14 protein-coding genes are annotated in these 20,241 nt (G+C 43.3%); 11 read left to right on the forward strand and 3 right to left on the reverse strand.

Annotated elements, in window-relative coordinates; all coding sequences use genetic code 11:
- Nucleotides 1-118: 118 nt before the first annotated feature.
- Both ribBA and JMY02_RS11025 read right to left on the reverse strand, forming a co-directional pair.
- Nucleotides 119-1,231, reverse strand: a complete 1,113-nt coding sequence (gene ribBA / locus JMY02_RS11020; protein WP_201598192.1) for a bifunctional 3,4-dihydroxy-2-butanone-4-phosphate synthase/GTP cyclohydrolase II — start codon at nucleotides 1,229-1,231, stop codon at nucleotides 119-121.
- Between the two features lie 374 nt (nucleotides 1,232-1,605).
- Complete coding sequence (locus tag JMY02_RS11025) at nucleotides 1,606-2,895, reverse strand: replication-associated recombination protein A (protein WP_201598194.1); 1,290 nt, start codon at nucleotides 2,893-2,895, stop codon at nucleotides 1,606-1,608.
- A 356-nt stretch (nucleotides 2,896-3,251) separates the two neighbouring features.
- Between JMY02_RS11025 and JMY02_RS11030 the strand changes: the two genes are divergently transcribed.
- A complete protein-coding gene (locus JMY02_RS11030; protein ID WP_201598196.1) occupies nucleotides 3,252-3,761 on the forward strand; it encodes a type IV secretion protein Rhs in 510 nt (169 codons plus the stop codon).
- A gap of 57 nt (nucleotides 3,762-3,818) precedes the next feature.
- Entirely contained in the window at nucleotides 3,819-4,715 is an 897-nt protein-coding gene (locus tag JMY02_RS11035) for a hypothetical protein (RefSeq protein ID WP_227678487.1), read from the forward strand.
- Between the two features lie 72 nt (nucleotides 4,716-4,787).
- Here the strand turns inward: JMY02_RS11035 and gltA are convergent, their stop codons facing one another.
- Nucleotides 4,788-6,068 carry a citrate synthase gene (gltA, locus tag JMY02_RS11040; protein ID WP_021814085.1) on the reverse strand — a complete coding sequence of 427 codons (1,281 nt, stop codon included), beginning with the start codon at nucleotides 6,066-6,068 and terminating at the stop codon, nucleotides 4,788-4,790.
- Nucleotides 6,069-7,088: 1,020 nt separating this feature from the next.
- Here gltA and sdhC point away from each other — a divergent pair.
- The 9 genes from sdhC to sucD all read left to right on the forward strand — a co-directional run bounded on the left by sdhC (nucleotide 7,089) and on the right by sucD (nucleotide 20,104).
- The gene (gene sdhC / locus JMY02_RS11045; RefSeq protein ID WP_201598198.1) at nucleotides 7,089-7,475 is read left to right on the forward strand and encodes a succinate dehydrogenase, cytochrome b556 subunit; all 387 of its coding nucleotides are present in this window, start codon (nucleotides 7,089-7,091) and stop codon (nucleotides 7,473-7,475) included.
- A gap of 2 nt (nucleotides 7,476-7,477) precedes the next feature.
- Complete coding sequence (gene sdhD / locus JMY02_RS11050; RefSeq protein WP_040642264.1) at nucleotides 7,478-7,882, forward strand: succinate dehydrogenase, hydrophobic membrane anchor protein; 405 nt, start codon at nucleotides 7,478-7,480, stop codon at nucleotides 7,880-7,882.
- 309 nt (nucleotides 7,883-8,191) lie between these two features.
- Nucleotides 8,192-10,042 carry a succinate dehydrogenase flavoprotein subunit gene (gene sdhA / locus JMY02_RS11055; protein ID WP_201598201.1) on the forward strand — a complete coding sequence of 617 codons (1,851 nt, stop codon included), beginning with the start codon at nucleotides 8,192-8,194 and terminating at the stop codon, nucleotides 10,040-10,042.
- A gap of 212 nt (nucleotides 10,043-10,254) precedes the next feature.
- Complete coding sequence (locus JMY02_RS11060; RefSeq protein ID WP_201598228.1) at nucleotides 10,255-10,965, forward strand: succinate dehydrogenase iron-sulfur subunit; 711 nt, start codon at nucleotides 10,255-10,257, stop codon at nucleotides 10,963-10,965.
- An 824-nt stretch (nucleotides 10,966-11,789) separates the two neighbouring features.
- Nucleotides 11,790-14,660, forward strand: a complete 2,871-nt coding sequence (locus JMY02_RS11065) for a 2-oxoglutarate dehydrogenase E1 component (protein WP_201598203.1) — start codon at nucleotides 11,790-11,792, stop codon at nucleotides 14,658-14,660.
- A 156-nt stretch (nucleotides 14,661-14,816) separates the two neighbouring features.
- Nucleotides 14,817-16,058 (forward strand): 2-oxoglutarate dehydrogenase complex dihydrolipoyllysine-residue succinyltransferase, encoded by a 1,242-nt coding sequence (gene odhB, locus JMY02_RS11070; RefSeq protein WP_201598206.1) that lies wholly within the window; start codon nucleotides 14,817-14,819, stop codon nucleotides 16,056-16,058.
- Nucleotides 16,059-16,296: 238 nt separating this feature from the next.
- Complete coding sequence (gene lpdA / locus JMY02_RS11075) at nucleotides 16,297-17,751, forward strand: dihydrolipoyl dehydrogenase (RefSeq protein ID WP_201598209.1); 1,455 nt, start codon at nucleotides 16,297-16,299, stop codon at nucleotides 17,749-17,751.
- 157 nt (nucleotides 17,752-17,908) lie between these two features.
- Nucleotides 17,909-19,075, forward strand: a complete 1,167-nt coding sequence (gene sucC, locus JMY02_RS11080; RefSeq protein ID WP_201535627.1) for an ADP-forming succinate--CoA ligase subunit beta — start codon at nucleotides 17,909-17,911, stop codon at nucleotides 19,073-19,075.
- 153 nt (nucleotides 19,076-19,228) lie between these two features.
- Entirely contained in the window at nucleotides 19,229-20,104 is an 876-nt protein-coding gene (gene sucD, locus JMY02_RS11085; RefSeq protein WP_201598212.1) for a succinate--CoA ligase subunit alpha, read from the forward strand.
- Nucleotides 20,105-20,241 lie beyond the last annotated feature (137 nt).

The following is a 20,241-nucleotide window of genomic DNA, read 5'->3' on the forward strand; positions in this document are numbered from 1 at the left end:
CTTTAGTCAAGGTTAGCTATAATTTGTGTTAAAAAAGAGGCACGCTAACATGATGTTGGCGTGCCTCTTTTATGATGTGCTTATGACGGTTTCTTTGAAGCCGTTGCGCAAACAGATATCAGTCTTGCGTTGGCGCATGAACAAAATCGACAACATTTAGCTCAAAACCTGATAACGCATAAAATTTCATCGGTGATGACAATAAGTGCATATCTCGCACGCCTAGATGACGTAGTATCTGAGCGCCCACACCGATGCTGCGGTATGGCTGCTGGGTAATGGTCGATAGCGACTGATTGTCGGAGGCTTTATCCAGCGCATCGCCCAAATCTACTGGCTGATGACTGCCAATCCAGACCAAGACCCCACGATCTGCGGCGCTAATCTCTTTTAATGCTGATTGCACGCTCCAGCCGCCACGCCCAGTGGTGTCATTTTTGGCAGCAAATAAATCGCGCAAGGGATGGAAGCCATGGACACGTACGGTACTGACACCTTCGCTCACATCACCTTTTACCAACGCCAAATGCGTTTCCTCAGCGCCAAACTCACGGAAACGATGCAGGGTAAAAGTCCCGTATTCTGTCTCAAAAGGACGCGTTTCAATCTCTTCTACCGTTTGCTCATTGGCAATACGATAGTTAATAAGATCAGCAATCGTACCCATTTTGATACCATGTTCTTTTGCAAATATCTCAAGATCATCACGGCGCGCCATTGTGCCATCAGCATTGATGATTTCTACGATAACTGCTGCTGGCTCAAGGCCTGCCAGTCGTGCCAAATCGCAACCAGCTTCGGTGTGACCGGCACGGTGAAGGACACCGCCATTTTGTGCCATGATAGGAAAAATATGCCCCGGCTGCACAATGTCTTCTGGTTTTGCTGAAGCAGAAACCGCTGCTTGAATGGTACGAGCACGATCGGCGGCAGAGATACCCGTAGTAACACCTTCAGCAGCTTCGATAGATACCGTAAAGTTAGTACTGAATTTTGCTTCATTGCGATCTGACATCAGCGGCAGTGCCAGTTGTTGGCAACGCGCCTGTGACAAAGTTAGGCATACTAAACCGCGAGCGTGGGTAATCATAAAATTAATATCATCAGGGCGGACATGGGTCGCTGCCATGATGATATCGCCTTCATTTTCGCGGTCTTCATCATCCATCAAGATGACCATTTTGCCAGCACGAATGTCTTCTATAATCTCAGGAATGGTGTTTAAACTCATAGTAAGTCTCAATATTTTATTATTTATAGATAAGTGTCATTTGGAATATAACGCATTATTTACCTATTGTAGCAGCAGATGGTACGAAGCGTTGTTGTGGTTAAGCAAAATGTACTCTGATCAAAGCAAGCAACTGCAATAACCAGCGTTATAAATTATTCGCTTATTGCTCGTATATATCATGATGGGGATATTTTAACGCTTTTCACTCAACTATGCTGCCTCATCTCTACACTATAGAGATTAGTCTTTCAAAAACAGGCATAAGTTTTATCAATGATCCGTGCGGCTGTCTTTGGTTGAATAGCAACTTCTTCCCGCACTATCGTTTTTATACTAAATGCGCTATCTGTTTGAACAACGGGTTTCATGATTTAGTCATTACTTGCCGCTTGGTTTTTTAGCCAATCCATAAACTGCTTACTGTGTTGTTCCCGCTGATTGTCTGCAAACTCGTAAAAGCTTGTGCCTGATAAGGTATCAGGTAAGTAACTTTGCGGGTAATAATGATTGGGATAATCGTGTGGATAATTATAGTCTTGACCGTAGCCTTGTGTGCGCATCAATTTGGTCACACCATTGCGCAGATGTAGTGGTACGGGGGACGCGTCTTTTTCTGCCAGCGCCATCGCTGCATTAATGGCTTTATAAGTGCTATTGCTTTTGGCACTGGTGGCAAGATAAACCACTACTTGCCCCAAAATAATACGCGCTTCTGGCATGCCAATTGCTTGTACGCTACGTAATGCAGCATCGGCAAGCAGCAGAGCATTGGGATTGGCATTACCGATATCTTCACTGGCCAAAATAACCAAGCGCCGCGCGATAAAATCAGCAGGCTCACCGCCCACCAGCATTCGCGCCATCCAATATAGCGCGGCATCAGGGTCTGAGCCGCGTACGGACTTTATCATGGCCGAGACGATATCATAGTGCTGCTCCCCGTCTTTGTCGTAACGTATCAAGGCTGTCTGCGCGACACGACCAATCAGCTCATCATCAATGACAATGGGTGATTGCTTGGCGTCGGCAGTTTGAATGGCAAGCTCCAACAAATTCAGTGCTTTTCTTGCATCACCATGCGCCAATTGACTGATGGTTGCTTGCGCTTGTAAGTCGATGGTTAGTTTTTTGAGCACCTTGTCTTCTAAGATGGCTCGCTGTAGTACTGTATTGATTTGTTCAGGCGTTAGCGGTTCTAAGCGATACACTTGGCAACGGGACAACAGCGCATTATTGACACTAAAGGACGGATTTTCGGTCGTGGCACCAATCAAGGTAATATCACCAGACTCTACCGCGCCCAATAACGCATCCTGCTGGGCCTTATTAAAGCGATGTATTTCATCGATGAACACTACAGGTGACTCAAAGCTGAGTGAATCTTTATTATCTAATACCTCGCGTAACTGCTTGACGCCAGTATTTAGCGCCGACAGCGCATGGAAAGGTCGCCCAACTGCTTCAGCCAATAACATGGCAATGGTCGTTTTGCCGATCCCTGCTTCACCATGCAAAATAATTGAGGACAGATGTCCTTGTTCCACCAAACGTCGTAATGGTGCGCCAGTGGCTAACAGATGCTCTTGACCAATAATGGCGGCAAGTGTGGTAGGGCGCATACGCTGTGCAAGCGGGGTATCGGCATGAAAATTGGGCGGCATAGGACTCTCTATTATAAAATGAAATTGCTATCAATCTGTGATGGCAGTCGTGCTTGAAAAAAGCGCCTGAGTAAAAGCAGAACCGCTCGATAATGAGCATTAGACATCAGTGGTAGAAGTACGCTAATTTATACAGATAAAACCCACTCGCTATTATACAGGCTAGGCTAACGCAAATTGGCGTTAATAAAAGTCAACGAAATGTACAACTTATGTCTTAATGACTTTGGTTTTTGAGTTTTTATCCCTATTAATGGCTCATCGCCACTAACAACCATCATTCATCAAGTGCCTTTTATCGAGTGCTGTAGTGAGTGATGACAAACCGTTATTCAGCATAAGGTAAGACGTAAATAATGTCTCAATCGATTTTTAAGCAGTTAGCGAATCGCTATCAACCTATTAATAGTACAAAGCCGCAATCACGCTTTCTTACAGCTGGTGAGGTAGCATTCGCACGGTCAGTGTTTGGTGACAGTATCCGTCTTGATGAGGCTCAATTAAAAACAGCGTGGTGGGTGCTCAAAAACTACGCGGTTAGTCCCAATGGCAATATTTATTTCCATCCAGCAGATTGGCTCACGGATTTTAGCCACGCGTCACTGAGCAAACAAAGCTGGCTGATACATGAGTTAACGCACGTATGGCAGTTGCAGCAAGGTTTGAAAGTGGTGCGCGGCGCACTTATTGATCGCCGTTATGATTACGTGTTAGAGACAGGAAAATCATTTTTTAAGTACGGTATTGAGCAGCAAGCGCGTATGGTACAAGATTATTTTATCCGTCGTCAGCGTGGACAAGACTGTCAGGATTTAGAAGCTTGTATTCCTTTTTCAATCACACAGCCTATCGACAACACAAAGTAATAAATTAGCGATAATTTTAGCTTTTTATGTTTTGTCTTAACAAGGATATGTACTCTCATGTTTAAATTTTTGCCAGCAAATTCTGCTATTGACGCAAGCTATAAAGCGGATACAGATATGGCTCATAATAGCTTTCTACGCCAATCACCCACCTTGCTTGCCGCCACAATCATGGGCGTACTATTTTTAACAGGCTGTCAGCAGCAATCAGAAACACAGCCTGCGACAGAGGACAGTCAAACCCTTGAGCAAACAGATTCTGAAGACAGCAAACCGATGCCACAAAGTGATTCGGCGGCGGCTCTTATAAAGCAGCTTGAACCTATTTATGTCGTGCAAATGCAAGGACTACAACGCCGTTTGCAAGCAGAGTATGAATCCTTGCAAGCTGCTGACGCTTCAGAAAGTGAAGACTCCTTATTATTAAACTATGCCGCTGCTACTGACACAAGTAGTGAGACTACGCCTGAACCTAATACTGATACAGAAGGTGATATTGAGGCTGATATCAATACCAGTACGGAAGTCGGCGAGCGTGATTTAACCGTATTAAAGCGCATTAGCCTTGATCCGCGTAAACCGATTATCCTAACGGAAGATCAAATGATTGACCGCTATCAGCAAGCCATGGATGCGCTCTATCAGCCAGTGACGACACCCCTTAGTGCAGAAGATATTGATACGTTGATTAATATCGCGACTTTAGTGCCGGAGTTGTTTGAACATGCAGAGATTGCTGGACGCGTAAGTGCAAAAAGCCCTGCGCTGGCACGACTGATTATTCAACATCAAGTCTGGGAGCAAATACAAGCTCAGCAAGTGAGTGACATGCAACAGATGAAACTGAATCAGCAAAAAGAATTTGAAACGCTTATGAGCAAATTTAACGAAACCATCGAAGGTTATGATGAGCAAATTGCCAAGTATGAGCAGACGTTAAGAGAGTTTCAATAGCGAATAAAAATCCCGCACGATGGCGGGATTTTTGTTGCGCGGCTAATATGTTTACTTGTTTACCACATTTGCTTATTTGCGGTCTTCAGCTTTGACAAAATCACGACGCGTTTCACCAGTGTATAACTGACGTGGGCGACCGATCTTAAACGGTGCACTGTGCATCTCTAACCAATGGCTGATCCAACCAGAAGTACGAGCCAGTGAGAAGATAACGGTAAACATTGACGTTGGGATACCAATGGCTTTTAGGATGATACCAGAGTAAAAATCAACGTTTGGATACAGATTACGCTCGATGAAGAACGGATCTTCTAAGGCGATTTTTTCTAGTGCCATAGCAAGCTCAAGCTTAGGATCGTCGATACCAAGTGCTTCTAACACCTCGTCACAAGTCTCTTTCATTACTTGTGCACGTGGGTCAAAGTTTTTATAAACACGGTGACCAAAGCCCATTAACTTCACTTCACGGCTTTTTACTTTTTCCATGAATTCAGGCACATTTTCAACTGAGCCGATTTCATCTAACATCTCAAGAACCGCTTCGTTCGCGCCACCATGTGATGGGCCCCAAAGGGCTGCGATACCAGCAGCGATACACGCATAAGGGTTTGCGCCAGTAGAACCAGCCAGACGTACAGTTGACGTAGATGCGTTTTGCTCGTGATCGGCATGCAAGGTAAAGATTTTGTCCATTGCACGAGTGATGACGTCATTGGTTTTATAGTCAACATCAGCCGGCGTTGCAAACATCATGTACAAGAAGTTTTCAGCATAGTTAAAGTCATTGCGTGGATACATGAACGGTTCGCCACGCGAGTATTTATAACTCATTGCAGCAAGCGTTGGCATTTTAGCAATCAGACGAATAGCTGTGATTTCACGATGTTCTTCATTGCTCACATCTAAGTGCTCATGATAGAACGCTGACAAGGCACCAACGACACCAACCATAATTGCCATTGGATGCGCGTCACGGCGGAAACCTTCAAAGAATTTGCGTAATTGGTCATGTACGCCTGTGTGCTTACGGATTTTTTCAAAGAAATCTGCTTTTTGCTCGCTGTTAGGTAGGTCGCCATGAATCAGCGCATAAGCAACTTCTAGATATTCTGCATTGTTTGCTAACTGGTCGATAGGGTAGCCGCGATGCAATAGCTCGCCTTTACCGCCATCAATGAAGGTAATTTTTGATTCGACAGGCGCTGTTGCCATAAAACCTGGATCATAAGTCCAGTAGCCAGCTTGTTGGAAAGCAGCAACCTCGATTACTGACGGCCCTAAAGTGCCTTCAGTAATAGGAAGTTGGTAATCCTTACCATCTACGGTCAATGTGGCTTGATTGTCAGCCATAATTTAATCTCCATTGTTTTAGCTTGTTAGAATAAAATTGCTACAGACGCATACCCTCGCGTCATGGTTAGTCAAATGGATTAAATGAATTTAACTCATTTGATACGCAGGGTATCTTAGCAGCAATTCTTTATGATTTGAAAAGACTTTTATCAACCAAGCCGCCAATTGGCACGTCTTAGTTGTGTTTATTCACTGTAATTTTTGTATCAAAATATGTCAGATTGGTTATTTTGCTTAAAAATCTACTTTTTTTGAGAATATAGAGAAGGCTAATATCAACAGGATTTTCAGATGATTTTTATAGAATAATGAAATAGGTTTTATCAATATTTGCACTAAAAACAGATAGAGTGTGCGTAACGGACTGATAGAAAGACACCCAAATCCTGATATAGGTGGGCGGTTGAGAAACATGAGCATGACTTGGCACTGTTTATTTGTTAATCAAATGTTCCTCTTTTATTACTTAGGGGATAAATTTGTAATTATCGCCCAGTCATTTTATAATTAGAGGAACGTAACTGACATTATTAGCTTTGTGCGAATTGATAAGTGATCATGATATAGTATCATCTGGAGCCTTATCTACTGATACATGGTTACGACTCATCAGTGTCTTGATAGACAAGAACTGCAATATATGGTTCGACTGTTCTTGTTAACTGTTCTATTTTTAAGTATTTACCATAAGGTCTGTCTCAATAATAAATAGCCGTATAGCGTTATTTATTATTGAGACAGACCAGTAAAAATAGACTAGTTAATCGATCTTACGTATGTTTATTTTCTATGTTGTATAATAGATGGGTCGCTCTATAGACCAGATGGTTTGACGAGCAATCTTAAACAGTTTATCAATACCTTGTACCATATGATCGTCTCTTCTTATTTAGCGCAAACTAAACGAAGTCAGCTAGCTCTTCCTTACTTTATTCGTCTCGTGTGTTGCTCAACGCCTAATCGACACAGTTTATGTCAAGCGTTGATAGCAGATACAGGAGTATAACCGCAAAAAGGATGCCCGCTGTGAAAAGCAACCGACCTATAGATCTGCCTTTAAGCCAAGTGATTAGCGTTAATCGCTCACCGATTGCGATAGCCTCAATTTTGCATCGTATCTCTGGCATTATTTTATTTTTATTGATTCCTGTCATGTTGTGGTTACTACAGAACTCTTTGGCGTCGCCTGAGAGTTTTGCCACCGTATTTGACAACGTACTCGTGCGCTTTTTGGCATGGATTTTTGTTGCAGCGATTGCCTATCACTTTGTGATGGGTATCAAGCACTTATTTGCTGATATGGGCATGAACGAAGAGCTAAAATCTGGCCGAACTGCTTCTATGGTCAGTTTTGTGATTGCAGCGATTCTAATTGTCGCGTCATTTGTATGGGTGATGTTCTAATGATCAAAAATAATTCAGGAATCAAAAGTGCGACTGGTCTAACAGGCTCAGGTTCACGCGATTGGATTGTCCAGCGCATCAGTGCTGTCGTTTTAGCTGTTTATAGTGTGGTGTTACTGGGATTCTTTTTGATTCATGGTGATGTTACTTATCTTGAATGGTCATCTTTTATGACCAGTTTGCCGATGCGCTTATTTAGCTTAGTGGCTGTACTGGCATTAGCTGGTCATGCTTGGGTTGGCATGTGGACGGTATTTACCGATTATATTACGTCTGGCAAGATGGGTGAAAGTGCGCCAAAATTGCGTTTGGTATTACAGACTTTAATGATTATCGCCATCTTGGTGTTTCTATTTTGGGGCATCATGATTTTTTGGGGTACAGGTTTCGCTGTGGTTGCTGTTTAACAGTCTGGCAACCCTAATCGTAATACCTTTATCTTTTTAATGACCGACTGTTAAGTCAGCTTTATTTATGGCTTGTGCCTTTAAATGCAGTTGGTCAGCAGTCATATAAGATTCATCCGATGATGCTCATTGAATGTCAGAGTGAACACAACATCATGGTGAATATGCAAATTTTAGTAAGTGGTTGCAGATTGTCTCAATAATGACAGTCGAGATGCTTGGGTGATTGTCAATATATGGCGTCACACGAGCAGGATGATTGATTCAGGCAATTCTTGTATTTACTTCACAGGCATTAGGAAAACCGTAATGGCAACAAGACAAGATAATACCATTAGCAATATTAAAACCCTCAACTACGATGCAGTCATCGTTGGTGGCGGCGGGTCAGGTATGCGTGCTTCATTGCATTTAGCGGAAGCGGGCATGAAAGTTGCAGTTCTGACCAAGGTATTCCCAACACGTTCGCATACGGTTGCCGCTCAGGGTGGTATCGGTGCAAGTTTGGGTAACATGAGTAATGACAACTGGCATTTCCACTTTTATGACACCGTTAAAGGGTCAGATTGGTTAGGCGACCAAGACGCCATCGAATATATGTGCCGTGAAGCGCCAAAAGTGGTCTATGAGCTTGAGCACATGGGCATGCCGTTTGACCGCAATGAAGATGGTACGATTTATCAGCGTCCATTTGGTGGTCATACCTCAAACTATGGCGAAAAAGCCGTACAACGTGCTTGTGCTGCTGCTGACCGTACAGGTCACGCATTGCTACACACGCTATATCAGAAAAACTTGGAGCAAGGCACTGAGTTCTTTATCGAGTGGATCGCGCTTGATTTGATTAAAGACGAAGCTGGTAACATCAACGGTGTTATCGCACTTGAGCAAGAGACTGGTACCGTTGCAGTATTCCAATCACCGATTACTGTTTTAGCGACTGGTGGTGCGGGTCGTATCTTTGCAGCTTCCACCAATGCTTATATCAATACTGGTGACGGTATTGGCATGGCGGTTCGTGCTGGCATTCCATTGCAAGACATGGAATTTTGGCAGTTCCATCCAACAGGTGTACATGGTGCAGGCGTACTATTGACCGAAGGTTGCCGTGGTGAAGGCGCTATCTTACGTAACAAAGATGGCGAAGCATTCATGGAGCGTTATGCGCCAACCGTTAAAGACTTGGCACCACGTGATCTAGTGTCACGTTCTATGGACCAAGAAATTAAAGAAGGCCGTGGTTGTGGCCCCAACGCTGATCATATCGTCATGGATATGACGCATTTGGGTGTAGAGACCATCATGAAGCGTCTACCGTCAGTATTTGAGATCGGTAAAAATTTCGCTAACGTTGATATCACCAAAGAGCCTATCCCAGTTATCCCAACCATTCACTACATGATGGGCGGTATTCCGACGACGATTCATGGTCAAGTAATCAAGCCTGACCTAGAAGCTGGTACGGATGAAGATGGTCTATATGCTAAAGGCAATGTTGTTAAAGGTCTTTATGCAATCGGTGAGTGTGCTTGCGTGAGTGTCCATGGTGCCAACCGTCTAGGTACCAACTCACTACTTGATCTATTAGTATTTGGTCGTGCAGCGGGTAAGCATATCGTTGACGAATTCCATCATGCTGATCACAACTATAAGCCGCTTGATCCTCGCGTACTTGATTTCACGGTTCGTCGTCTAGACAAACTGCAACAGTCAACTGAAGGCTATAACGCGCAAGATGTTGCGGATGAGATCCGTGCCACTATGCAGACACATGCGAGCGTATTCCGTACGCAAGCAATGATGGACGAAGGCGTTGCGAAGATTTTAGCGCTAGGCGATAAGATCGAGAAAATCCATTTGGGTGATAAATCACAAGTGTTTAATACAGCACGTATTGAAGCGTTCGAAGTTGCTAATTTATATGAAGTAGCCAAAGCGACAATGATATCAGCTGCTATGCGTCACGAAAGTCGCGGCGCGCACAGTGTGTCAGATTATGATCGTCCAGAAGATGATGACTATGCGCCAAACGGCCGTAATGATCATGATTGGATGAAACATACCTTATGGTATTCTGAAGGCAACCGCATCATTTATAAGCCTGTTCGCAAAGTGCCATTAACCGTTGATTATATTGAACCAAAAGTTCGTGTTTATTAATCTTCTGTTAGGCAGCTGATATATAACAGCAGTATTAATGTTTTATCCTTTATTAATTTCTTAAAAAGGTGACCGCCAGCTACATGCACATAGCAGCGCTATGGCACTATGAATCAGCCTTTGATATTGCTTATCATCACTGATTCATAGTGAGCGCAAATATGTTGCAATCTTTGTATGCCCGCCATCACCTACGTGTGGAGTTTAGCATTATGAGCCGAGGTACTCGCACCATCGAAATCTATCGCTACGATCCTGATCTGGACGCAGCGCCACGCATGCAAACGTATACGATTGAGCTACTTGATTCAGACCGTATGTTGCTTGACGTGTTATTACGCCTAAAAAAGGAAGATGAAACACTTACCTTCCGTCGCTCTTGCCGTGAGGGCATCTGTGGCTCTGATGGTATGAACATCAATGGCAAAAATGGTCTGGCGTGTCTAATCAACATGAATACTTTGCCAGAAAAAGTCACCGTTCGTCCATTACCGGGTTTGCCAGTGGTTCGTGATTTGGTTGTCGATATGAACCAATTTTATGAACAGTATGAAAAAGTACACCCGTACTTGATCAATGATCAACCAGCACCGCCAACAGAGCGTTTGCAATCTCCTGAGCAGCGTGACAAGTTAAATGGTCTGTACGAATGTATTCTATGTGCGTGCTGTTCAACCAGCTGCCCATCGTTTTGGTGGAACCCTGATAAGTTCTTAGGGCCATCAGCACTATTACATGCCTATCGCTTCGTTGCTGATAGCCGTGATGGTGACACGCAAGCTCGTTTGGCTCGTTTAGATGATCCGTTTAGTCTATTCCGTTGCCGCGGTATCATGAACTGTGTATCAGTTTGTCCAAAAGGCTTGAATCCAACCAAAGCAATTGGTCATTTGCGCAGTATGTTACTGGATCAAGCAGGTTAGTGGTCTATAGTTGCGTTTTTTAAAATGAACTGGCCATAGTAAAAAAACACCACCTAATCAGGTGGTGTTTTTTTTTGATAAAATTCTGAGACTATTTTTCAGCTTGAGACAGGATGGACGTAATATAAATAATCAAATGTGCATCTGTACTAACGATACGTTGGTCATATGTAAGAATGCATGATATATAAACAATCAATCTATATAATTGGTCTAGAAAAATGCATTCATTAAGAGATATTGAACACGTTAAATGTTAGAATATAGCACAGTTGTATACGTCGAATATTTTGATTGGCCAATATCAGTTATTGATGCTCAGATTTGATTACAACCATGTGTCATAGCAGCCTATAAACGATGACAATACGCTTAATGATTGTAGTTATTCATTACGTAAATACCTAGTATTGAACAAACAAACTATGTCATAAAAAGTAGGCATGCTATGCTATATAGCAATGTATGCTTGACCAAAAGTGAATCGTATTTTAGAAATAACAAAACATTCATGGTCAATTTTTCATGAACGAATTGGTTATGATTAATAGCAGTATATATAAATTAATTTTGTGAAACGAGTCAGATCAGAAAACTGAACGTTCACAAATAAGTATTTTTTGATAAAAGTATTGCAATGACACTTACTGCTACTATTTAGCATCAATCGTTGTGATAAGTAAGATACTCATTTGCTCATAACGGTAGTGAGTTTTGCTAAGTAGTTAATGGTATAGAACGAAGTGTCAAAATGGTCAACATACAACACATTTCACAATAATAAGCACAATTCCATTCATTTATCTATCAAATAGACGATTATTATGAATAGTATAACGAAAGAAGCAGCGAGCCTAGGACATACAGAGTTGGCTGCGGATAACGCCAGCTATATAGAAGCTCTTTATGAGCAATACCTAATTGATCCTAATAGCGTTGATACAGATTGGCAAACGTATTTTAAGCAATACCAATCGCCAAACGATGCACAGCATAATGCTATTAAAGACCAGTTTTTGTTGCTTGCTCGCAATCAGACTGCAAACAAAGGTAGTATTCAAGCTACTGACTCAAATATTAACAGTTCATCAGCAAACTGTGCTGACCCTAAACAAATGGGTGTACAGCAACTGATTTCTGCCTATCGTCGCCGTGGCCATCGCCGCGCCAAGCTTGATCCTTTAGAGCTACATCCTCGCGCTGAAGTTGAAGACTTAACGCTTTCTTATCATGGTCTATCAGAAGCTGACCTAAATACTGTATATCCCACTAGTGATTTAAGTATTGGTAAAGCAGAAGCGCCACTCCGTGAGATTATTGAAATCATGGAGCGTATTTATTGCCGCTATATTGGCGTGGAATATATGCATGTGACCACCAGTGTTGAAAAACGCTGGATGGAGCAATATCTTGAGAGCAACTTAGGTTATATCAAATTTGATGAAGAAAAGCGTTTATCGATTCTTGAGCGCCTAACAGCCGCAGAAGGGTTAGAAAAGTATCTAGCTCGTAAATATACGGGTGTGAAACGTTTTGGTTTAGAAGGTGGCGAGAGCTTTATTCCTGCGCTTAATGAAATCATTCAACGTGCTGGTGGCTATGGTACCAAAGAGATGGTCATTGGTATGGCGCACCGTGGGCGCTTGAACCTACTGGTCAACGTTCTAGGTAAAAATCCGGCAGATTTGTTTGATGAATTCGATGGCAAAGTACAGCCAGAAAAAGGCTCGGGTGACGTTAAATACCATAATGGGTATTCATCTAACGTCATGACACCAGGTGGCGAAGCGCATTTAGCATTGGCTTTTAACCCGTCGCATTTAGAAATTGTTTCGCCAGTATTAGAGGGTTCTGTACGCGCTCGCCAAGTTCGTCGTCACGATACCACTGGCAATTTAGTATTGCCAATTGTTGTACATGGTGATGCTGCATTCGCGGGTCAAGGCGTGGTGCAAGAAACTTTCCAGATGTCGCAAACCCGTGCTTATACCACTGGTGGCACACTACATATTGTCATTAATAACCAAGTGGGCTTTACGACCAGTCGTCAGGAGGATGCTCGTTCAACTGAATACTGTACTGACGTCGCAAAAATGGTACATGCCCCTATTTTACACGTAAATGGTGATGATCCTGAGTCTGTCGTATTTGCCGCACAGTTGGCACTAGACTATCGTCACAAATTCGGCAAAGACATTATTATTGATTTGTTTTGCTATCGCCGTAATGGTCATAACGAAGCAGATGAGCCGTCAGCCACTCAGCCACTCATGTATGCTGTCATCAAAAAATTACCGACCACTCGTGCACTTTATGCGGACAAACTGATTGAAGCAGGTATTATTAGCAGCGCTGAAGTAACTAAGTACGAAGATGATTATCGCGAATCACTTGATCGCGGCGATTATGTGGTTAATTCTTTAGTCCTTGAGCCAAGCACAGATTTATTCGTGGATTGGACACCGTATTTAGGTCATGATTTGGTTGATGATTGGGACACCAGCGTCGATATCGAAAAGTTAAAAGCTTATGGTCGACGTATGGCAGAACTCCCAGCCGGCTTTAAATTGCAACGCCAAGTACAAAAAGTGGTAGAGCAACGTCTGGCCATGCAAACTGGTGAAGAACCTTTGAACTGGGGCGCCGCTGAAAATTTAGCGTATGCCACACTGGTAGATAACGACGAAGTGCTAGTGCGTATCACTGGTGAAGACGTTGGTCGTGGGACGTTCTCACATCGTCATAGTGAATTGTTCAATATTGACGATGGCAGTATGTATGTACCATTGGCGCATATGAGTGAAACACAAGCCCGTTTTGCGACTTATAACTCATTGTTATCAGAAGAAGCGGTATTGGCCTTTGAATATGGCTATGCAACCACCGTACCAAACGCATTGATCGTTTGGGAAGCGCAGTTTGGTGACTTCGTTAACGGTGCTCAGGTAGTAATCGATCAATTTATATCGAGCGGCGAAACCAAATGGCAACGTGTTTGTGGTCTGACTATGCTGTTACCGCACGGTTTTGAAGGTCAAGGTCCTGAGCATTCTTCAGCTCGTCTTGAACGCTTCTTACAGTTATGTGCTGAAGACAACATGCAAGTCATTACACCGACCACACCTGCGCAAATTTATCATGCACTGCGTCGTCAAGCCGTACGCCCAATTCGCAAACCATTAATTGTCATGTCACCAAAAAGCTTGTTGCGTCATAAGTTGGCAACGTCGAATTTGGAAGAGCTGGCTAATGGTAAGTTTGAAACCGTACTGCCAGAGATGGATGACCATAACGCAGACAAAGTAACTCGTATGGTGCTATGTGGCGGCAAAGTTTATTACGATTTACTCGAGCAGCGCCGTGCATTAGGTTTGGACCATGTTGCTATCGTTCGTATTGAGCAGCTCTATCCCTTACCAGAGAAGCGTTTGATTGCTGAGATTGAAAAATATAGTAACTTAGCAGAGATTGTATGGACGCAAGAAGAGCCGCTCAATCAAGGCGCTTGGTACTATTTGGCACCGCATATGTTCCGTATTGTCGTACCACACCCAACCAAGGCAAAAGTCATGGAACCGGTGGCACGTCCTGCTAGTGCAGCACCTGCGACAGGTTCACCAAAACTCCATGCGCAGCAGCAGCAAGCGTTGATCGCTGGTGGTCTTGGCATCAGTGTCGATGAGTTGTCTAAGTAAAAGATTGTTTAATCAGAAGACTATAGAAGATAAATGAATCAGGCGATAACAGTCAGTATAATTTAATACAATTTAGGTAATATTATCTAAGACAGTACTGACTGCTTATCACGACTTAACAATATATATAAATATCCAAATCTAAGGAGTATATCGATGGCTGATATCAAAGCCCCCGTTTTTCCAGAATCGGTTGCCGATGGCACAATCGTTGAATGGCATGTGACTGAAGGCCAACAAGTAAATCGTGATGACTTATTGGCTGAAATTGAGACCGATAAAGTGGTATTAGAAGTGGTCGCGCCTGACAATGGTGTTGTTACCAAAATCGTTAAACAGGTTGATGATACTGTTTTGTCTGACGAGCTTATTGCTGAATTTGAAGCGGGTGCAAGCGCCAGTACAGATGCGGCTCCTGCCGTAGATCCAGATCAACCAGCAGCGCCTGTGCAAGCAAAACAAGCAACCGATGGCGGCGAGCCTGTGCAAGCGACAGATAAAAAAGACGAAGCCGATCATAAAGATCAAAGCCCAGCAGTTCGTAAAGCAGCTAAAGAAAGTGGCGTAGACCCTAAAGAAGTGGAAGGTAGCGGCCGTGGTGGTCGTGTGACCAAAACGGATATGGCCAACCCAACATTGAAAGCGGACAGTAGCATCAAGTCTGATAGCGGTCGTCCAGTTGCTGAATCAACGGGTGAGCGTACGGAAAAACGTGTTCCTATGACACGCCTTCGTAAAACAGTCGCGAATCGTTTGCTAGCAGCTTCTCAAGAAACGGCGATGCTAACGACGTTCAACGAAGTGAACATGAAGCCATTAATGGACATGCGCGCTAAATATAAAGACCAGTTCGAAAAACGTCATGGCGTACGTTTAGGCTTTATGTCACTGTTCGTGAAAGCGGCAACCGAAGCACTTAAGCGCTTCCCAGCAGTAAATGCTTCACTAGACGGTGATGACATTGTTTATCATGGTTTCTACGATATCGGTGTTGCTGTATCATCTGACCGTGGTTTAGTTGTTCCAGTACTACGTGATACCGATCGAATGAGCATGGCTGATGTTGAAAGCCGTATCCGTGAGCTTGGTGGCTTGGCTCAGAAAGGTAAGCTTGGTCTAGATGACATGACTGGTGGTACGTTCACGATTTCAAACGGCGGTGTATTTGGCTCATTGATGTCAACGCCTATTTTGAACCCACCACAAACGGCTATTCTAGGCATGCATGCGATCAATGACCGTCCTATGGCTGTTGATGGTAAAGTTGAAATTCTACCAATGATGTACCTTGCATTGTCTTATGACCATCGTATGATTGATGGTAAAGAAGCGGTACAGTTCTTAGTCACTATCAAAGAATTGGTTGAAGATCCAGCCATGTTGTTACTAGACCTGTAAGCTTTTAAGCTTGTATTGGCAACCGCTGATACAAGCTTTTTAACTTTAGTCTAAACAGTGGTGATAGTTGTTTATTAATAAATAAGAATGTTTCGCTGATGTGGTGTATTTACCGTAAAGTGAAAAAATTGAACCAAAACATGGCTTATTTATTAACGAGATAATCCTCAGTTTAAACGATATTTACAATTAGAATGATATTTACAATTAGAACGATAATTAGAAATAGGAACGTACTATGAAAGACAATTATGATCTAGTCGTCATCGGCGGCGGTCCTGGTGGTTATGAAGCCGCTATCCGTGCAGGCCAATTAGGTATGAGCGTTGTTTGTATCGAAAAACGTGTTTATAAAGGTGAGCCAGCACTTGGCGGCACTTGCTTAAACGTTGGTTGTATCCCATCAAAAGCACTACTTGATAGCTCGCATCGTTACGAAGCAACTAAACACGACCTTGCTGAACATGGTATCAGCACCGGTGATGTCGCTATCGACGTTGAGCAAATGATTGCGCGCAAAGAAGGCATCGTTAAGCAATTGACGGGCGGTGTTGCTGCGTTATTAAAAGGCAATGGCGTTGACTGGCTACAAGGCTGGGGTACGTTGGTTGACGGCAAAGGCGCTGATAAGCAAGTTAAATTTACTGCTCTTGCTGATGAAGCGGAAACGACGATTACTGCCAAAAACGTCATTCTAGCGGCAGGTTCTGTGCCTATCGATATCCCTGTTGCCAAAACTGACGGTGATCGCATTGTCGATTCTACTGGCGCTCTTGATTTCACAGAAGTACCTAAGCGTTTAGGCGTTATCGGTGCTGGGGTTATTGGCCTTGAGCTTGGTTCAGTATGGCGCCGCCTAGGTAGTGAAGTGGTAGTATATGAAGCACTTCCAAGCTTCTTAGCTGCGGCAGATAAAGACATCGCCAAAGAATCAAGCAAAATTCTTAAAAAGCAAGGTCTTGATATCCGTGTTGATACCAAAGTAACCAACGCTGAAGTTAAAGGCGAGCAAGTGGTCGTTACTAGCGAAAATAAAGGCGAGTCATCTGAAGAGAGCTTCGATAAACTCATCGTTTGTGTTGGCCGCCGTGCTTACGCTGAAAAGCTGTTAGGCGATGACAGTGGTATTACTTTGACTGAACGCGGTCTTATTGACGTGAATGATCAATGTAAAACCAATCTTGATGGCGTTTACGCCATTGGTGACTTGGTACGTGGCCCTATGCTTGCACACAAAGCCATGGAAGAAGGCATGATGGCTGTTGAGCGTATTCATGGTGAAAAAGCGCAAGTTAATTATGATACGATTATCAATGTCATTTATACCCATCCAGAAATCGCATGGGTTGGTCTAACTGAACAAGAAGCCGAAGCCGCTGGTTATGAAGTTAAAACAGGTTCATTCAATTTAGCCGCTAACGGCCGTGCATTAGCTCAAAGCGAAGCTGAAGGCTCTATAAAAGTTGTTGCGGATGCTAAGACAGATCGCCTACTAGGGATGCATGCTATCTCTGCGGGTGCTGGTGATATCGTCCATCAAGGTATGATTGCGATGGAATTTGTCTCTAGTATCGAAGATCTACAATTGATGACATTTGCGCATCCAACCATTTCAGAAGCAGTGCATGAAGCTGCTTTGTCTGCAGATGGTCGCGCTATTCACGCCATCCAGCGTAAGAAACGTAAGAAATAAGTAGTTGGTTTGATAAGTACTGACTTATAACCTGATCATGGCGCTGCTACTGAAGCGGTTGCTATGATCATAAGTGCGCCAGAGGTACGTCTAACATGTACATAGGGCGCACTTGTTTTCACTTTTTATTAATTGTAAAAAATAAAGGATACAATCAATGAATTTACATGAGTATCAAGCAAAAGAGCTATTAAAAAGCTACGGACTGCCTATCCAAGAAGGCATCATTGCCTATAATGGTGACGAAGCTGCAGCAGCTTTTGATAAAACGCCAACGGACATTGCGGTTATTAAAGCGCAAGTACACGCTGGTGGTCGCGGTAAAGCGGGTGGCGTAAAGCTGGTTAAAACTCGTGAAGAAGCCAAGCAAGTGACGGAAGAGCTTATCGGTACTAACCTAGTAACGTACCAAACTGATGCCAATGGCCAACCAGTGAACTTCGTATTGGTTGCAGAAGATATGTACCCAGTACAAACTGAGCTATATCTTGGTGCCGTTGTAGATCGCGCTACTCGTCGCGTGACCTTCATGGCATCAACCGAAGGTGGTGTTGATATCGAAGAAGTGGCTAATAACACGCCAGAAAAAATCTTCAAAGTAAATGTTGATCCTTTAGTTGGTCTAATGCCTTTCCAAGCGCGCGACGTCGCGTTCAAGCTAGGATTAGAAGGCAAGCAGATCAATCAATTCGTTAAATTGATGACGGGTGCTTATCAAGCGTTTATCGAAAACGACTTTGCTTTAATGGAAATCAATCCATTAGCCGTACGTGAAAATGGCGAAATCGTTTGTGTTGATGGCAAAATCGGTATTGACTCAAATGCACTATATCGTTTGCCTAAAATCGCAGCGCTACAAGACAAGTCACAAGAAAACGAGCGTGAGCTTAAAGCGGCTGAGTTTGACTTAAACTATGTTGCTCTAGAAGGCAACATCGGTTGTATGGTTAACGGCGCTGGTCTTGCAATGGCTACGATGGACATCATCAAATTGTACGGCGGCAAGCCTGCTAACTTCTTGGACGTTGGCGGCGGGGCAACCAAAGATCGCGTTGTTGAAGCGTTCAAAATCATTCTAGAAGACAGCAGTGTTGAAGGCGTTCTCATCAACATCTTCGGCGGTATCGTACGTTGTGACATGATTGCAGAAGCTATTATCGCTGCTATCAAAGAAGTAGACGTAAAAGTACCAGTTGTTGTTCGTCTAGAAGGTAACAACGCTGAGCTAGGTGCAAAAATTCTAGAAGAATCTGGTCTGAAATTGATCTCAGCTCAAGGCTTATCTGATGCTGCTCAAAAAATTGTCGATGCTGTAAAAGCTTAATATATTTAAAGCAAAGTTCTATAAATATAGTTGCTTAAACATAGTATTCAGAGCGTAATAGCAGCTTGTTGGTATAAAAATAAATCGTTATGAATTGATGATCGATACGCCATCAAGTTGCTATCACAAGACAACCGAATAAAGGAAAAAATAATGAGTGTATTAATCGATAAAGACACCAAAGTATTGGTACAAGGTTTTACTGGTAAAAATGGTACGTTCCATTCTGAACAAGCCATTGAATATGGTACTAAGATAGTTGGTGGCGTAACCCCAGGTAAAGGCGGTCAAACGCACCTAGGCTTACCAGTATTCAACACCATGGCGGAAGCGATGGAAGCGACTCAAGCTGATGCTTCTGTTATCTACGTACCAGCACCATTTGTACTAGATTCTATCGTCGAAGCCATCGATGCAGGCGTTAAGTTGATCGTTGTGATCACTGAAGGCGTACCGACTATCGATATGCTAAAAGCCAAACGCTATCTTGAAGAAGCGGGTGATGTACGTCTAGTTGGTCCTAACTGCCCAGGTGTTATCACCCCAGGTCAGTGCAAAATTGGTATCATGCCAGGCCATATCCATTTGCCAGGTAAAGTGGGTATCATCTCACGCTCTGGTACATTGACTTATGAAGCTGTCGCTCAGACCACTAAGCTTGGTTTTGGTCAGTCAACTTGTATCGGTATCGGTGGTGATCCTATCCCTGGTATGAACCAGATCGATGCATTGAAACTGTTCCAAGATGACCCACAAACCGAAGCTATCATCCTAATCGGTGAGATCGGTGGTACTGCGGAAGAAGAAGCAGCTGCTTATATTAAAGACCATGTCACTAAGCCAGTAGTTGGTTATATCGCCGGTGTTACCGCTCCAGAAGGCAAGCGTATGGGTCATGCCGGCGCTATCATCTCTGGTGGTCAGGGTACTGCTGAAGAGAAATTCAAAGCCTTTGAAGATGCAGGCATCGCGTATACCCGTGATCCATCTAAATTGGGTGAAAAATTGAAAGAAGTTACTGGTTGGTAATAGCCGTCTAAAAGACAGCTACTAAAACTCTGTTGAAAAATAAACAAGACACCCCTACAATTGAACTGACCCCCGAAACTTGGACAGTTTAGTTTAACCCAAGGACTGAGTTCTGTACTGCACAGGGCTCAGTCCTT

It is taken from the genome of Psychrobacter vallis (assembly GCF_904846715.1).
GTDB lineage: Bacteria > Pseudomonadota > Gammaproteobacteria > Pseudomonadales > Moraxellaceae > Psychrobacter > Psychrobacter vallis.

Excerpts from the sequence above, each read along its gene's own strand:
- JMY02_RS11030 (WP_201598196.1), top strand. The coding sequence starts at position 3,252 with ATGTCTCAATCGATTTTTAAGCAGTTAGCGAATCGCTATCAACCTATT.
- sdhC (WP_201598198.1), top strand. The coding sequence starts at position 7,089 with ATGCCCGCTGTGAAAAGCAACCGACCTATAGATCTGCCTTTAAGCCAA.
- JMY02_RS11025 (WP_201598194.1), bottom strand. The coding sequence starts at position 2,895 with ATGCCGCCCAATTTTCATGCCGATACCCCGCTTGCACAGCGTATGCGC.
- odhB (WP_201598206.1), top strand. The coding sequence starts at position 14,817 with ATGGCTGATATCAAAGCCCCCGTTTTTCCAGAATCGGTTGCCGATGGC.
- sucC (WP_201535627.1), top strand. The coding sequence starts at position 17,909 with ATGAATTTACATGAGTATCAAGCAAAAGAGCTATTAAAAAGCTACGGA.
- JMY02_RS11035 (WP_227678487.1), top strand. The coding sequence starts at position 3,819 with ATGTTTAAATTTTTGCCAGCAAATTCTGCTATTGACGCAAGCTATAAA.
- sucD (WP_201598212.1), top strand. The coding sequence starts at position 19,229 with ATGAGTGTATTAATCGATAAAGACACCAAAGTATTGGTACAAGGTTTT.
- gltA (WP_021814085.1), bottom strand. The coding sequence starts at position 6,068 with ATGGCTGACAATCAAGCCACATTGACCGTAGATGGTAAGGATTACCAA.
- ribBA (WP_201598192.1), bottom strand. The coding sequence starts at position 1,231 with ATGAGTTTAAACACCATTCCTGAGATTATAGAAGACATTCGTGCTGGC.
- JMY02_RS11065 (WP_201598203.1), top strand. The coding sequence starts at position 11,790 with ATGAATAGTATAACGAAAGAAGCAGCGAGCCTAGGACATACAGAGTTG.
- lpdA (WP_201598209.1), top strand. The coding sequence starts at position 16,297 with ATGAAAGACAATTATGATCTAGTCGTCATCGGCGGCGGTCCTGGTGGT.
- JMY02_RS11060 (WP_201598228.1), top strand. The coding sequence starts at position 10,255 with ATGAGCCGAGGTACTCGCACCATCGAAATCTATCGCTACGATCCTGAT.
- sdhA (WP_201598201.1), top strand. The coding sequence starts at position 8,192 with ATGGCAACAAGACAAGATAATACCATTAGCAATATTAAAACCCTCAAC.